At 56.5% G+C, this 15,103-nt stretch carries 12 protein-coding genes and 3 tRNA genes; 8 read left to right on the top strand and 7 right to left on the bottom strand.

All coding sequences use genetic code 11. The annotated features are described in order from the left end of the window. Window positions 1-23 precede the first annotated feature (23 nt). Entirely contained in the window at window positions 24-2,294 is a 2,271-nt protein-coding gene (locus BLT03_RS05440) for a RelA/SpoT family protein (RefSeq protein WP_092741157.1), read from the top strand. A 36-nt stretch (window positions 2,295-2,330) separates the two neighbouring features. On the opposite strand, the gene greB is transcribed toward BLT03_RS05440, so the two are convergent. From greB to hrcA, 4 genes are all read right to left on the bottom strand, one after another. Beyond that, window positions 2,331-2,891, bottom strand: coding sequence for a transcription elongation factor GreB (greB, locus tag BLT03_RS05445; RefSeq protein ID WP_092741159.1), 561 nt, complete (start codon window positions 2,889-2,891; stop codon window positions 2,331-2,333). 78 nt (window positions 2,892-2,969) lie between these two features. Then, window positions 2,970-3,046, bottom strand: a tRNA-Arg gene (locus BLT03_RS05450). Between the two features lie 175 nt (window positions 3,047-3,221). Continuing rightward, window positions 3,222-3,298: transfer RNA gene (locus tag BLT03_RS05455), tRNA-Ile, on the bottom strand. Window positions 3,299-3,318: 20 nt separating this feature from the next. After that, on the bottom strand, window positions 3,319-4,323 hold the full coding sequence (hrcA, locus tag BLT03_RS05460; protein WP_092741161.1) for a heat-inducible transcriptional repressor HrcA: 1,005 nt from the start codon (window positions 4,321-4,323) through the stop codon (window positions 3,319-3,321). 28 nt (window positions 4,324-4,351) lie between these two features. Between hrcA and BLT03_RS05465 the strand changes: the two genes are divergently transcribed. Genes BLT03_RS05465 through rapZ form a run of 3 tightly spaced genes read left to right on the top strand, consistent with a single transcriptional unit; the run spans window position 4,352 to window position 7,783 of the window. Continuing rightward, a complete protein-coding gene (locus BLT03_RS05465; protein ID WP_092741163.1) occupies window positions 4,352-5,248 on the top strand; it encodes an NAD kinase in 897 nt (298 codons plus the stop codon). Further along, entirely contained in the window at window positions 5,249-6,916 is a 1,668-nt protein-coding gene (recN, locus tag BLT03_RS05470; RefSeq protein ID WP_092741165.1) for a DNA repair protein RecN, read from the top strand. Between the two features lie 3 nt (window positions 6,917-6,919). Continuing rightward, entirely contained in the window at window positions 6,920-7,783 is an 864-nt protein-coding gene (gene rapZ / locus BLT03_RS05475) for an RNase adapter RapZ (protein ID WP_092741167.1), read from the top strand. 47 nt (window positions 7,784-7,830) lie between these two features. Here rapZ and mutY read toward each other — a convergent pair whose 3' ends face one another. The 3 genes from mutY to mutM form a co-directional block, all read right to left on the bottom strand. Continuing rightward, window positions 7,831-8,868: an A/G-specific adenine glycosylase gene (gene mutY / locus BLT03_RS05480; protein WP_092741169.1), complete on the bottom strand. Its 1,038-nt coding sequence runs from the start codon at window positions 8,866-8,868 to the stop codon at window positions 7,831-7,833. Further along, complete coding sequence (locus BLT03_RS05485; protein ID WP_092741171.1) at window positions 8,865-10,826, bottom strand: dynamin family protein; 1,962 nt, start codon at window positions 10,824-10,826, stop codon at window positions 8,865-8,867. The genes mutY and BLT03_RS05485 overlap by 4 nt, the downstream gene beginning before the upstream one ends. A gap of 106 nt (window positions 10,827-10,932) precedes the next feature. Then, entirely contained in the window at window positions 10,933-11,748 is an 816-nt protein-coding gene (gene mutM, locus BLT03_RS05490; RefSeq protein ID WP_092741173.1) for a bifunctional DNA-formamidopyrimidine glycosylase/DNA-(apurinic or apyrimidinic site) lyase, read from the bottom strand. Between the two features lie 29 nt (window positions 11,749-11,777). Between mutM and BLT03_RS05495 the strand changes: the two genes are divergently transcribed. From BLT03_RS05495 to BLT03_RS05510, 4 genes are all read left to right on the top strand, one after another. Continuing rightward, window positions 11,778-13,568: a tetratricopeptide repeat protein gene (locus BLT03_RS05495; protein WP_092741175.1), complete on the top strand. Its 1,791-nt coding sequence runs from the start codon at window positions 11,778-11,780 to the stop codon at window positions 13,566-13,568. Window positions 13,569-13,648: 80 nt separating this feature from the next. Then, window positions 13,649-14,107, top strand: a complete 459-nt coding sequence (locus BLT03_RS05500) for a lipoprotein insertase outer membrane protein LolB (RefSeq protein WP_245711254.1) — start codon at window positions 13,649-13,651, stop codon at window positions 14,105-14,107. A gap of 4 nt (window positions 14,108-14,111) precedes the next feature. Further along, window positions 14,112-14,975, top strand: coding sequence for a 4-(cytidine 5'-diphospho)-2-C-methyl-D-erythritol kinase (gene ispE / locus BLT03_RS05505; protein WP_092741179.1), 864 nt, complete (start codon window positions 14,112-14,114; stop codon window positions 14,973-14,975). A 24-nt stretch (window positions 14,976-14,999) separates the two neighbouring features. Then, window positions 15,000-15,076: transfer RNA gene (locus BLT03_RS05510), tRNA-Gln, on the top strand. Window positions 15,077-15,103 lie beyond the last annotated feature (27 nt).

A 15,103-nucleotide genomic window follows, 5' to 3' on the forward strand; every position in this document is an offset into this window, starting at 1 on the left:
CATGAGCACGCTACATTAAAGGCATGAATGCGGTCTTGAATAAACCATCTGCCCAAGACCCGCGCCCTGGCGACAACGGGGCAGCGGGAGGCACGTCCGCAGCAGCCGCCAACGCAGCAGCGGCCAGTTTTGCGGCCCTCACCGAGAACCTCGGCTACCTCGACGCAGCCAGCATCGAGCAGGTACGGCAGGCCTATCGATTCGCGGACGAGGCACATCTCGGGCAACTGCGTAACAGTGGTGAGCCCTATATCACCCACCCCATCGCAGTAGCAGCGCAGTGCGCCACCTGGAAGCTGGACGGCCAAGCGCTGATGGCAGCCCTGCTGCACGACGCCATGGAAGATTGCGGGGTCACCAAATCCGACCTCATCGATCGTTTCGGCTTGCCGGTGGCTGAGCTGGTGGACGGGCTGACCAAACTGGACAAGCTGCAGTTCAATACCCGCGAAGAAAACCAGGCCGAATCTTTTCGCAAGATGCTTCTGGCGATGGCGCGCGACGTGCGGGTCATCCTCATCAAACTGGCGGACCGGACGCACAACATGCGCACCCTGTCGGACATGCCGCGCAGCAAATGGGGCCGGATCGCGTCCGAAACCCTGGAGATTTATGCGCCCATCGCCCACCGGCTCGGATTGAACCAGACCTATCGCGAGCTTCAGGACCTCTCATTCCGGCATTTGCACCCCTGGCGATATGCAACGCTCTCCAAGGCCGTCAATAAATCCAGAAACCGCCGACGCGACATCGTGCAGCGGGTCCAGGCCGAAGTCGACACCGCATTTTCTCGTCTTGGAATGAAAGCACGGCTTGCGGGCCGTGAGAAAACGCTCTACGCCATCTATCAAAAGATGGACACGAAGCATCTGAGCTTTGCGCAGGTCACTGATATCTATGGCTTTCGCGTCATCGTGCCAACGGTGGTCGACTGCTATACCGCGCTGGGCGTACTTCATCAGATGTACAAACCTGTGCCGGGCAAGTTCAAGGACCATATTGCCATCGCCAAACTCAATGGCTATCAGTCGCTGCATACCACGCTGGTTGGCCCATCGGGAGTGAACATCGAATTCCAGATGCGCACCGAGGAAATGCATGTCGTCGCAGAAGCGGGCGTGGCGGCGCATTGGCTTTACAAAGCCCAGGACGCGGAAGGATCGGCTGCCGAGCGTCTGGGCACGAAATGGCTCCAATCGCTGCTGGACATTCAAAACGAAACGCGCGACGCAGCAGAGTTCTGGGACCACGTGAAGGTGGATCTTTTCCCCGACGCGGTCTACGTTTTCACACCGAAGAGCCAGATCATGGCCCTGCCGCGGGGCGCCACCGTCGTAGATTTCGCATATGCCATTCACAGCAATGTGGGCGACCGTACCACTGCGGCAAAAATCAATAACGAACAAGTCCCGCTGCGGACCGAACTGAAGAACGGAGATGTCGTGGAAGTCATCACGGCACCGGTTTCCACGCCCAACCCTGCATGGCTGGGCTTTGTGCGGACAGGTCGCGCCCGCTCGAAAATTCGCCACTATCTCAAGACCCTGGCTCATACTGAATCGGCAGGACTTGGCGAGAAACTGTTGACTCAAGCCTTGAGGGCGGAGGGGCTGGAACGGCTACCAACCGAGGCTGAAAATCAACCGTTGTGGGACAAGCTGCTGCGCTTCACGGGTAACCGCACGCGCACAGAACTCATGACCGACATCGGCTTGGGCAAACGCATCGCGGGCATCGTGGCCAAACGGCTGATGGTGCTCATGGCCGAGCACGGCCACCGTCCTGATGCCCTGCTGCTGACGCGCGAAAGGTACTCGTCCCATGAAACTCTTTCGCAAGGCGGCGTTACCCTGGATGGCAGCGAAAACGCTTCCGTGCAATACGCGAACTGCTGCCGGCCGGTGCCAGGAGATCCCATTGTTGGATATCTGGGCCGCGGTGAAGGTCTGGTCGTCCATAACGCACAGTGCAGCGTAGCCAAAAAACTTCAGCACAAGGACAGCGAGCGTTTCATCGCAGTGGATTGGGCCGACGAGCCGACCCGCATGTTCGAGACCGGCGTAGTCGTGACTGTGGCAAACGGCAAAGGCGTATTGGCGCGCATTGCAGCCGAATTGGCCAGCTCAGAAGCAGACATCGTTCACGTTGACATGGACGACGAAGCCGCCATGGACACGACAGATTTGCGCTTCGTCATCGCGGCGAGGGACCAGGCGCACGTGGAAGCATCACTGCGCAATCTGCGCCGCACGCCGGCCGTGCTGCGTGCATTCCGTGTCCTGCCTCAAGGTTAGCGATTCACCGTCGCCCCTTCTGCAAGGCAGCTGCGCTTAGGCGCCGCGCTCTGGATAACGCACCTCGATGATCTCCAAGGTGCGGTTGCCCCCTGGCGTGGCAAGTTGAACTTGATCGCCCTCGCGCGCTTTCAACAACGCTCTCGCTACAGGCGACACCCAGCTCACTTGCGACAACGCCGTTTCGACCTCATCGATGCCCAGGATGGTGATCGTGCGCTCGACACCTTCATCGTCCTCATATACGACAGTGGCGCCGAAAAAGACTTGATCGCTTCCCACATGCACAGACGGATCAACCACTTCAGCAATTTCTAGACGCTTGGTCAGAAACCGTATCCTGCGATCAATTTCGCGCAGACGCTTCTTGCCGTAGAGATAGTCACCGTTCTCCGAACGATCGCCATTGCTGGCCGCCCAGTGCACGATCTCGACAATTTTGGGCCGCTCGTTGTCGATGAGATCCAGCAACTCTGCACGCAACTGTGCGTAGCCAGCAGGGGTGATGTAGTTTTTACTACCCTGAGGAATAGGCGCGGGTGAGAACTCGTCGTCCTCGTCGGAAGCTTCCGATTCTCTAGTGAATGCCTTGCTCATAGGAATATTCTGAACAAAAAGACATTGAGCCAAAAACGGAAAAAGCCCTAGAACATCACTGTTCTAGGGCTTACCGTTTGGTGCGGCTGGCAGGAATCGAACCCACGACCCCTTGGTTCGTAGCCAAGTACTCTATCCAGCTGAGCTACAGCCGCTAAGCTTTGAATTATAGCACGTTTTAAATGCCTTCATTCACTTCTCACTTTTCTGCTTCCCCTCGGGGGATTGCAGCGACGTAAGCAAGACTGCAATTCTAGCGCAGTTTTTTAGGCCAATTTCTGAGGCATCGTCATCATCAGAATTTTTTCACATCTCTCGAGTAGAGAGCGATGGTAGGGCGTGGCGGACTTGAACCGACGACCAAAGGATTATGAGTCCTCTGCTCTAACCAACTGAGCTAACGCCCCAAGCGAACAATTGTATGTGCTTACTTGCGATGGCTCAGGGCATTGGTCACCAGTTTCGAGGTGATGTCCACGATCTGGATCATCCTGTCATATGGCATTCTGGTGGGCCCAATCACGCCAAGCGTACCAACCACTTGGCCGTCAACCTCATAGGGAGCAGTGACCACGGAGAGTTCTTCGAAAGGCACTATGTGGCTTTCCCCGCCTATGAAAATCCGCACTCCATCGGCACGATTGGACACATCGAGCAGCCGCAATATCTGCGTTTTCTGTTCGAAGAGATCGAAGGCTCGTCGGAGGTTGCCCATGTCATTGGAAAAGTCGCTGACAGCGAGCAGATTGCGTTCGCCCGAGATCACCACATCATCCTGCGACTGCGCCATCGCTTCTGATCCGACGTTCACCGCAGCCTGCATCAGCGAGCCGATTTCCACCCGAAGCTGATCCACTTCGGTTTTCAACCGTTCACGCACTTGCTCCATGTCCATTCCGGAGTAATGACTGTTCAGGAAGTTTGCAGCCTCTGCCAAGTGCGATTGCGAATGGTCCACATCAGTGAAGATCACCCGGTTTTGCACATCGCCTTCCGGCGAAACGATGATGACCAAAAGCCGTTTTTCAGACAATCTTAAAAATTCGATATGCCTGAACACCGAAGCGCGCCGAGGCGTCATGACCACTCCCACGAATTGTGAGAGGCTCGATAGCAGGTGTGCAGCGTTGGCGATCACCTTCTGCGGTTGCTCTGCAGCAAGCTGCGGGGAATAAAGCTGTTCTCGCTGCACGGTCAACATGGTGTCAACAAACAGCCGATACCCTTTTGCGGTGGGAATTCGTCCGGCAGAAGTATGGGGACTGGCGATCAATCCAATTTCTTCCAAGTCCGCCATCACGTTGCGTATGGTGGCGGGAGACAGATCGAGACCTGACGCACGTGAGAGCGTGCGCGAGCCTACAGGTTGCCCATCGGCGATGTAGCGCTCTACGAGCGCCTTGAGCAACAACTTGGCACGGTCATCCAGCATTGAATCATTTTAATGATCTAATTTCCTAATGAAGCTCAGGTTCAAACGGGTTGCTCTTTTTGGCAAATATCAGCCACACGCCTCAAGCGTTGTCTCGGAAGGTTCACGCAATGCCGTGCAAGAGATTGCGCAGTTTCTCGCGGATGAGGGCTGTGAACTAGTGCTGGAGCAAGACACCGCCAATAACACCGGCCTCACTGACTACCCGATGATGAAGGTAGAACAGATTGGTGAGGAATGTGACTTGGGCATGGTGATCGGAGGAGATGGCACCATGCTCGGGGTGGGCCGGCAACTTGCCCCCTACCAAACGCCGCTGATCGGCATCAACCAAGGCCGGCTTGGCTTCATCACTGACATCCCCTTGGATGAGCATTCGGCTGCGTTGAAACCTATGCTCTACGGGGAATATGAAGAGGATGTCAGACCTTTGATGCATGCCTGTGTGATGCGACAAGACCTATGCGTTTTCGAGGCGCTGGCGCTAAACGATGTGGTGGTGAATCGCGGCTCTACTTCCGGAATGGTAGAACTGCGCGTTGAGGTGGGAGGACATTTCGTGTCTAACCAGCGTGCAGACGGGCTCATCATTGCGTCCCCGACTGGATCTACCGCCTATGCCTTGTCAGCCGGAGGGCCTATGTTGCACCCGGCCATCCCTGGATGGGTCATGGTTCCGATCGCGCCGCACACGCTTTCCAATCGTCCTATCGTGCTACCAGACACGACTGATGTTGCGGTAACGGTCGTCGGAGGCCGTGACGTGAGTGCAAATTTCGATATGCAATCGCTGGCAGCACTACAACATGGAGATCGAATCGTAGTGACGCGTTCAAAACATAGCGTCCGCTTCTTGCATCCTCGGGGCTGGAATTATTTTGCGACCTTGCGCAAAAAATTGCGCTGGAACGAAGGAGGCTCATAGATGGCACTGAAACGGATCGCGTTGCGCGATTTCGTGATCGTGGACATGTTGGAGTTGGATCTGCAGAAGGGATTCACCGTTTTGACAGGAGAGACGGGCGCAGGAAAATCGATTCTGATCGACGCGCTGCAAATGCTGCTTGGTGCAAGAGCCGATTCAGGAGTGATCCGTGAAGGCTCGGAGCGCACCGATATTTGCGCGGAATTTGATTCCCCATCCAGCTTGGCCAGTTGGCTGGAAGAGGCAGGCATTCCGCTGGAAGACGGTTTGCTCCTTCGCCGCACCATTGACCGGCAGGGAAAAAGTCGCGCATGGATGAATGGCATTCCGGTGACCGCAACGCAGATGCGCACTGTCGGTGGTCACTTGTTGGACATCCACGGCCAACACGCTTGGCAAAGCCTGATGCGTCAAGATGCTGTCCGAAGTCTTCTTGATGCCTATGGAGGAATCAGCACAGCAGCGCTGGAGCCGCTCTGGAATCGCTGGCGGGATGATCGCAGAGCATTGGCGCAAGCAGAGGCCACTCAACACACACTTCAGCAGGAACGCGAGCGACTGCAGTGGCAAATCAATGAAGTCCAAAAGCTGGCGCCTGCACCTAACGAATGGGACGAACTGAATACACAGCACAGTCGCCTTTCCCACGCTCAAGCGCTTCTGGACAGTGCTCAAAAAGCCCTGTCAACGCTCGAAAACGAAGACTCTGGTGCGCGGAGCCAGTTGAGCCTGGCCTGCCATCTCTTGCAGGAACAACAGCATCTGGATCCCGAGTTTCAGTCGGTGGCGGAAGTTCTCCAGTCGTGCATGGATCAGGCTGCCGATGCGGCGCATTCTTTGCAAGGCTATCTCCGGCATATTGAGTTGGATCCGGACCGGCTTCTGGAATTGGACTCACGCATGTCGCTATGGGTGTCTTTGTCGCGCAAATACAAGCGAACGCCGGCAGATTTACCAGTGCTGCTGGACGGATGGAAGGCAGAACTTGCAAAGCTCGATACAGCGGCCGATTTGGAGTCCTTGGGCAAAGCAGAGCGTGCAAGCAACGCCGCCTACGCGCAAGCAGCACTGGTGGTATCACGCCAAAGAGCGGAGTCAGCACCACTGCTTGCCCAATCAATTACCCAAGCCATGCAGGGGCTCGGCATGGTCGGCGGGCGATTTGAGGTACTCATGGAGACAACGCAAGAACCCGGCATTCATGGAGTCGACAGCGTCTCTTTCTTGGTTGCGGGACACCCAGGGGCTACGCCTCGACCAGTTGGCAAAGTCGCTTCGGGCGGAGAACTGTCGCGCATTTCCCTAGCGATTTCTGTGACCACAAGTCAGCTAGGACAGGCTCCGACCTTGATCTTCGATGAGGTCGACTCGGGGGTGGGAGGCTCCGTAGCCGAAACCGTTGGAAGGCTGATGCAGCAGTTGGGCCGTGACCGACAGGTGCTGGCAGTCACCCACCTTCCGCAAGTTGCTGCTTGCGCAGACCATCACCTCATCGTGGCGAAGACGACTCAAGGTGACAACACCACAAGCCAGGTAGTTGCAGCCAAGGGAGACCAGCGGGTGACCGAAATGGCCCGGATGCTCGGCGGTGAACGCCAATCGCGAGCCACCATGGCACACGCTCGAGAAATGCTCAGCAGCAACAAGCCCGTGCAAGGCAAGGCATAAAGCATGGCACTCGAGGTCGTATTGATCACCGGCATGGCGGGCTCCGGAAAATCCGTGGCTTTGCATGCGCTGGAAGATGCAGGCTACTACTGCGTAGACAACCTTCCCCCTGAGCTGCTCGCAGCGTTTGTAGCCCTCGAGCACCAGCATCACGGCAACCGAATCGCCATTGCCATGGACGTCCGCAGCGCGACGGCCTTGCCATTGGTGCCTCAGCAACTGCAACGACTGCGCAGCGAAGGGGTCGTGGTCCACTCATTGTTTTTGGACGCCACTACCGATACCCTGATACGGAGATTTTCGGAAACCCGGCGGCGTCATCCTCTTTCTAGAGACGAATGGACAGAAGGCCAGCGCGCTTTGCTTCAAACCATTGAACTGGAAAGAGAGTTGCTAGCCGAGTTGCGCGAGCAATCTCATGTGATCGACACAAGCGCCATTCGAGCAGCTCAGTTGCAGGGCTACGTCAAAAGCCTCATGCCCGCTCTGCCAGGTCAGCTAACGCTTGTCTTCCAGTCTTTTGCATTCAAGCGTGGCGTGCCCGTGGACGCGGACTACGTCTTTGACGTGCGCATGCTGCCAAACCCCCATTACGAACCTGGTTTGAAAGCTTTGACGGGCAAAGACCAGCCCGTGATCGATTACTTGCAACAGCAATCGGACGTAGAACTGATGAGAGCCCATATTGCACAGTTCCTATCGCATTGGCTGGAACCTCTGGCGCTAAATCACCGAAGCTACGTGACCGTTGCCATTGGCTGCACGGGTGGGCAGCATCGCTCGGTTTATCTGGTCGAACGACTGGCATCGCATTTCAGCCAACGCTGGACCACACTCCGGCGACATCGAGAGCTGGATGGTTTGTAAGGTGCTCAGTTCGCTTTACGCACCTTCTTCCAACTCACACCGGTTCTCTACACGCTATTTAGCAATTTGCGGATGGGCGTGGGCAAACCCAAATGCTCCAATTCACCGGGATTGAACCATGACCCCGCTATTGGCTTGCCCCATTCATTTTTCCAATAGATCTGAACAGGGTGCAGATGCAGATCACGATGGGTCAGAACATGGAGAAAAGCGTCAGCGTCCGTAAGTGAGGCAGGCCACGCTTTCAGTAAATTCTCTAAATCAGCGCGGTCGCTGAATACAGGCAAGCAGTGCAAGCCAGCCCAGATTCCCGTTGACGGTCGCTGCTCCAGCAAAACGCGCCCCGCATCATCGCGAAGCAACATCAACCACCAAGACTCAGCGCGTCGCAAAAGCTTGCGAGTGCGAACGGGATACCGCTCCTGATCTCCATCGTGACGGGCCTTGCATTGCACATTCAGCGGGCAGACGATGCAGGCTGGCTTCTTTGGCGTGCATAAACTTGCGCCTAGATCCATCAGTCCCTGGGTGTAGCGGGGCATTGCGTGCTGCAGATCATTTTCAGGCAACAGGTCTTGAGCGCGATCCCAGAGCAGACGCTCATTCCTGGAAACCGCCAAGTCTTCGGAAAATCCGAGCACGCGCGTTAAGACTCGGCGGACATTCGCATCCAAAATGGGAACACGTTCGGAAAAGCAAAAGGCAGTGATGGCACCAGCTGTTGACCTACCAATGCCCGGCAGCTCTGACAAGGTTTCAGCCGTCTGAGGAAATAAACCTCCATGCATCGCAACAATCTGCTGCGCACAGCGATGCAGGTTTCGCGCACGGCTGTAGTATCCCAGCCCGCTCCACAGCGCTAGCACCTCACCTTCGGAAGCTGCTGCCAGCGACTGGACATTCGGAAACTTCGCCAGAAATCGCTCGTAATAGCCAAGCACCGTGACTACTTGGGTTTGCTGCAGCATGATCTCTGACAACCACACACGATACGGATCGCGAGTTTGCTGCCAAGGCAGATGATTCCGGCCATGCACTGCCTGCCACCGAACTACGTCGGTAGCGATTTCCAACTTGTCGCTCATGCCAAAGCGATATGCTGGCTGGTTTGCAATTCTTCAGACCGGGGAACTGCTGCAAGTTGCTCCGTCATTGCGTTGAGACGTGTCTCCATCTGCATCAAGTCTTGCTCTGCCATTTCAATCTCTGCAATGCGCTCGACCAAGCCACTCGCTGCTTGCTGAATTCGGTCAACGGCTTCAATGCGGCGAGCAAAACTGCGCTTGCGTTCTCGCAGTTGAGCGTCGAGTTGCGCAGTAGCGGATTTGCTCCACAACTCAAGATCATTGGCGATCGATTCGAACACCGTCCGAAGCCTCATACCCAAGGCTCGAACCAATCTTTGAGCGAACTCGGGCTGTGCAAGCTTGAGCGCATTGCCCATGCTCAAATACTGCAGATGACGCTGCTCAATTTGCGCTATCTCCTGCATGAACGGCTCGAGCTGAGGCGTAGGGGGCACCTGAAGCGAGAATCCAAAATCCGTATTCAATTGGCGAAAAGTGCCTCCCAACATGGCGTGAATTTCAGTGCCTGAGGATTGAGCCTTGTCCACGGTACCGCGCAGCCGGTCGAAAGTGTCTGAATAAACCTTACGCACTCCCAATTTCAGGCCTTTTTGCTGCAAGGCATCAGTCAACAAAGCCAACTCCGCCTTGAGTGAGCGCGCTCCCAACTCATGAAAAATGTCGCGCAGTAATTTCAAATGCACTGCACGCACCGCCTGAATCTTGGCGGTGCTCATTTCAAATTCCTTTTGCTCTTGCTCAATCCGTGTGCGCATGGAATCGATGACCGACGCATTCTTGCCTCGCAAGCTGCGCAACTCCAACATCTGGTCATCCAAATCGCGGCGGCGGATATTGATTACTCGGGATGTCTCCGTTCGAAGGCTGGCAATGCCTGCTCCTACAGCAGAGCGAAGAATGGATTGGCGTTTTCCCATAACGCCCTGGGCCAGCGCTTCTTCAAGCACTGGCAGGCCACTGCGCTCCAGCAACAAATCATCGCATTGGATTTTTGCGATCAGTCCTTTTTGCGCCGAAACGAGCATGACGTGATCTTGTGAAATACCCAGCATCTCAGCGGATGTCAAACGCTGACGCTCGAGTTGCTCCTGAACTTGCTCGGGCGAGTTCAGGGTGTCCCACAACGTATCGATTTTGTTGAGCACGACCAAGCGTGCGTCCGCGTTTTCAGCCGGCGCAGTCAGATGCTCGCGCCAGATTGACAGGTCAGATCGGGTAACCCCGGTGTCAGCTCCGAGAATAAAGACCACCGCATGCGCCTGCGGAATCAGATTGATGGTGAGCTCAGGCTCTGCACCCACCGCGTTCAGCCCGGGAGTGTCGAGAATCACCAAGCCCTGTTTCAACAAAGGATGCGGAATATTGATGATGGCGTGCCGCCACATCGGGACTTCCACAAGCCCTGAAGCATCAGGCACAGGATTCTCTTGCGGCAAATCGTCATGCCAGAAACCAAGAGCCCTCGCCTCCTCCAAAGTAACGCGTCGGACCTCAGCCACCTTTTCAAGGGAATGGGCCAATTGCGCAGCATCACTGATGTCCAAGGGAATCTGGATCCAACGTTCGGGTTTGAGCCGCCACTCGGCCAATCCCTGAACTTGAAGCCGGGTGTCGATGGGCAACAACCGCAAACTCACAGGCATAGCCGGGTCATAGCCCAACTCGGTCGGGCACATCGTCGTCCGGCCAGCGCTGGCAGGCATGATGCGGCGACCGTAGTCTGCAAAGAAAATGGCGTTGATCAGTTCGGACTTGCCACGGGAAAATTCCGCAACGAAGGCCACCATGACCTTATCGCTGCGTACTTGGCTCTCGAGCCGCTGCAGCTTTTCGCCCACAGCAGTGTCCATGAGAGAGTGCGACGTCATCCAATCGGCCAACTGCTTCAATTGAAGCGCGAATGCGCGGCGCCACGCGCCATGCTGGTCGAACTGCTCGTTAAAAGAAGGTCCCACTTTGCTCCCGAATGTCGCTGCACCCTCAACGGGCGAGGGTCTGCACAAAATATAGCACCCTACGAACTTATCGGAGCGTGCAACGGGCGGGTGCTTCCCCTTTAACTCATGCCTTCTGACAGCGCATGCAATAGTAAGTGCTTCGTTGCCCCTGCCGAATCATGCGCACAGGGGAACCACAGGCCCGGCATGCTTCGTTGTGGCGACCGTAAACATGGGCCTCGAGTTGGAAATGACCCTCGCTGCCGTCGGCACTCGCAAAATCACGCAGCGTGCTGCCCCCACGTTCTACTGCCCTTGCCAGCACCTGCCGAATCGCTGCATGCAATCGGCGCGCACGCTCCAAACTTATGGTTGATGATTTCGCCGTGGGTCGAATTCCTGCCAGGAAAAGGACTTCCGACGCATAGATGTTGCCGACGCCGACCACCACTTTTCCACCGAGCAGTACTTGTTTGACGGTCGAACGACTGGCACGCAACCCCGAAAAAAGTCCGTCAACAGTGAACAGATCCGACAGGGGCTCGACACCCAGGTTGATGAGCAGCTTTCTTGCAACGGGATCGTCTTCGCTCTCAGCCCACACCACTGCACCGAATCGCCGAGGGTCACGCAGACGCAGCGTGCCAGAGGTCGTTGCCATTTCAAAGTGGTCGTGAGGGCCAGCAGCACCAAGATCGTGCCCTAACCGAAGGCTACCGGACATGCCTAGGTGCACTAGAAGCAACCCGACATCCAGATCCAGCAGGAGGTATTTACCCCTCCGCCGCACCCCTACGACAGTGCGGCCAGTCAAGAGTTCCGGCGGACAGCCGAGCGGCCATCTCAACGGCTTACCCATCACGACGGATTCGATCACTGCCCCTGAAATACCCTTCGCGATGCTGAGTCGCGTTACTTCCACTTCCGGCAACTCAGGCATGCCTGCACGCTCCACAAAGACCTTGAACCATGGATTATTATGGGTCGATGGCGCAATCACATCGAATCTGGACCGTTACCCTGGCATGCACCATGGTGATGGGAACTCTCTCCGCTCAGGCACAAACCGCGCCGCCGCCCAAGCCGCAAGTGGACTCCCGAGAGTCTCAGGAATCTTCCAGCGATGCCGCTGCGGCACTCGATGCCGAACTCTTCTATGAAATCCTGCTGGGAGAAATCAGCACAACGGGCGGAGACCCTGGCACGGGCTACTCGCTCATGCTCGAAGCGGCCCGGCGCAGTAGCGATGGCCAACTCTATCGCCGGGCTATCGAGATTGCGCTGCAGTCCCGCTCGGCTGACTATGCACTCGCAGCAGCGAAGGCCTGGAAAGAGGCCAAGCCTCAATCGCGAGAAGCCAATCGGTACGTGCTGCAGATACTCATCGCGCTGAACCGAATCGAAGAGACGTCGAATTTGCTCAAGCAAGAACTGGCGCAGTCACCCGCTCGCGACAAGGCGATGACGCTACAGGCCATACCCCAGCTTTATGGGCGAGCGAGTGACAAGGCCATGGCAAGCAAAGTGGTGGAACAGGCGCTGGCAGACCAACTCATCAATCCGGCATCTGGCCCCATGGCCTGGATCACTGTGGGACGGATGCGCCTGGCGGCCGGTGACAAAAAGGGTGGCTTGGAGGCCGCGCGTCAGGCGCAAACATTGGAAGCACCCGCTGAGGGCGTAGCTCTGTTGGCACTGCAGCTTCTCGAAGCCGGTGAAACGGAAGCCGAACCGCTGGTTGCTCGGTACTTGGCTGGCATGCCCAAGCCGGAAATTCGAATGGCATATGTCAGGGTCCTGCTGGACTCTCAACGCTATGCGGAGGCCTCCAAACAGGCAGATTTACTCACCCAGAGCACGCCGGACATGGCCGAAGCTTGGTTGATCCAAGCCACTTTGCATCTGCAGGCAAACCGTCTCGATGAAGCACGGGCGTCATTGCTGCAGTTTCAGAAATTGCTCGAGTCCCTGCCCGATAGTGATCCGCATCGTGCGGCAATGACCCAAGCCCTTTTGCTGCATGCGCAAATTGCAGAAAAACGCGGCAATCTGGCCGAGGCTGAAGAATGGTTGGCAAAGGTTGGAAATTCTGCCGAATTGCTGACGGTACAGAGCCGTCGAGCATCCCTGCTGGCCAAACAAGGCAAGCTGCCTGAGGCCATTGCGCTCATCCGCGCCTTACCTGCCAAGACCGCGCAGGAAGAGCGCATGAAGCTGCTCGCAGAAGTGCAACTCCTGCGCGATGCTCAACGCTACCGCGAAGCCTACGAAGCGCAGGGCAAGGCAGCAGCATTGGCACCGCAAGACAACGAGTTGGTCTATGACCAAGCCATGCTGGCCGAAAAAGCAGGTTTGTTGGACGAGATGGAAAAACTGCTGCGCGAGATCATCGCTCGCCAACCAGACTATCACCACGCCTACAACGCATTGGGATACTCGTTCGCCGAGCGAGATATTCGCCTGCCGGAAGCCAAGCAATTGATTGCCAAAGCGTTGGAATATGCCCCCGGAGACCCGTTCATCATGGACAGCCTGGGGTGGGTGGAGTTTCGACTCGGCAACCGAAAGGAAGCGGCACGCCTGCTAGGCGATGCGTTCAAAGCGCAGCCCGATCCGGAAATTGCGGCCCATCTGGGAGAAGTGCTTTGGACGATGGGAGAGCGCGATCGCGCAGCGGCGGTCTGGAAAGAGGGTTTGCGTTTGAACAAAGACAACGACACCCTGAAGCAGACGCTGAAGCGCCTGGGAGCTAATCCTTGATACGACCTATGGCGATGAGCCATCTCCATGCTTTCCTCAAGCCTCGCCGGTCCTTATGGAGCGCGTTACTGGCACTAGTGATGGCGCTGCTTCTGGCTGGTTGCGCACAGCCGGCTCAGTTAAGCAATGAGGAAGCCGCAAAAGCCGATGCATGGAGTGGCCGACTTTCACTCCAGGTTGACGACCCTGCGGCCCAGCCATTGAACGCAGCCTTTGAGTTGAAAGGCCAGCCAGCGCAAGGTGAATTGACGCTGCTCAATCCCTTCGGCAACGTCATCGCCAAGCTGACGTGGGCTCCAGGCCAAGCCACGTTGACCAATGGCAACGAGACGCGCGAATCCGACTCATTGGACACTTTGGTTTTGCAACTTACGGGTAGCACCGTTCCCGTGTCCGCCCTCTTCGGCTGGCTCCGCCAGGAGCCCACCGCGGTGGCAGGATGGGATGCCGATCTCGAAGGAATGGATCGGGGTCGGCTCGTCGCCTACCGCCGCAGCCCCCTGCCCCAGGCCACGCTGCGCATTGCATTGGATCGCTGAGCGCATGCAGTCGCTGCATGATGTGCCGGCACCGGCCAAGCTCAATCTATTTCTGCACATCACCGGACGGCGGGACGATGGCTATCACCTGCTGCAGTCGGTGTTCATGCTCATCGATTGGTGCGACACCCTGCATTTCGAACGGCGTGGCGATGGCCAAGTGACTCGGGAAGACCTGTCGCAAACATTGCCCCCGCAAGACCTCTGCGTGCGAGCGGCCATGGCGCTGCAAGAGACGACGGGATGCACGCTGGGGGCCCACATCAGCATAGAGAAGCGCATTCCAGCCAAGGCCGGCATGGGCGGTGGATCGTCGGATGCCGCATCTACCTTGCTGGCTCTTAACAGGCTTTGGGATTTGCGCCTCACCCGAAAGCAGCTAGAGCAAATCGGACTGTCGCTTGGGGCCGACGTGCCCTTTTTTTTACGTGGCCGGAACGCTTGGGTCGAAGGAATTGGTGAGACAATACGCCCGCTTGAGAGAGAGCATGCACTGCCAAGAACACAATTCCTGGTGGTCAAACCAGAAGCAGGATTGGATACGAAATCGATTTTTTCGCATCCTTCTTTAAAACGCGATTCTGGCTATGCTACAATCTTAGGCTTTGCTGCAGCACACTACCGATTCGGAAGTAATGACCTGCAGCCGGTTGCTCAGGCACTGTGCCCCGAAATAAGTCAGGCTCTCGATTGGCTTGAATCAAAAGGGTTGCAAGGTCGAATGACTGGCTCTGGAAGTGCAGTGTTTGCGCAAATGCCACATGCGGTGAACTTGCAGGACGCCCCGGGCGCATGGCAAGTGAAGGCATGTGAAAATCTGATGATTCATCCTCTGGCAGGATGGGCCTCAGACGAAGATTTCGGTTGATTGCTTTCGGCAATCGACCTGTGTAGGGGAGTCGCCAAGCTGGTTAAGGCACCGGATTTTGATTCCGGCATGCGAAGGTTCGAATCCTTCTTCCCCTGCCAAATCCTTTCGCACACGGGCATTTTTTT

Origin of the sequence: Paracidovorax valerianellae, from assembly GCF_900102625.1 — a bacterium.
Taxonomy (GTDB): Bacteria; Pseudomonadota; Gammaproteobacteria; order Burkholderiales; family Burkholderiaceae_C; genus Paracidovorax; species Paracidovorax valerianellae.

Coding starts and splice junctions, on each gene's coding strand:
- BLT03_RS05440 (WP_092741157.1), top strand. CDS start 24: ATGAATGCGGTCTTGAATAAACCATCTGCCCAAGACCCGCGCCCTGGC.
- greB (WP_092741159.1), bottom strand. CDS start 2,891: ATGAGCAAGGCATTCACTAGAGAATCGGAAGCTTCCGACGAGGACGAC.
- hrcA (WP_092741161.1), bottom strand. CDS start 4,323: ATGCTGGATGACCGTGCCAAGTTGTTGCTCAAGGCGCTCGTAGAGCGC.
- BLT03_RS05465 (WP_092741163.1), top strand. CDS start 4,352: ATGAAGCTCAGGTTCAAACGGGTTGCTCTTTTTGGCAAATATCAGCCA.
- recN (WP_092741165.1), top strand. CDS start 5,249: ATGGCACTGAAACGGATCGCGTTGCGCGATTTCGTGATCGTGGACATG.
- rapZ (WP_092741167.1), top strand. CDS start 6,920: ATGGCACTCGAGGTCGTATTGATCACCGGCATGGCGGGCTCCGGAAAA.
- mutY (WP_092741169.1), bottom strand. CDS start 8,868: ATGAGCGACAAGTTGGAAATCGCTACCGACGTAGTTCGGTGGCAGGCA.
- mutM (WP_092741173.1), bottom strand. CDS start 11,748: ATGCCTGAGTTGCCGGAAGTGGAAGTAACGCGACTCAGCATCGCGAAG.
- BLT03_RS05495 (WP_092741175.1), top strand. CDS start 11,778: ATGGATTATTATGGGTCGATGGCGCAATCACATCGAATCTGGACCGTT.
- BLT03_RS05500 (WP_245711254.1), top strand. CDS start 13,649: ATGGCGCTGCTTCTGGCTGGTTGCGCACAGCCGGCTCAGTTAAGCAAT.
- ispE (WP_092741179.1), top strand. CDS start 14,112: ATGCAGTCGCTGCATGATGTGCCGGCACCGGCCAAGCTCAATCTATTT.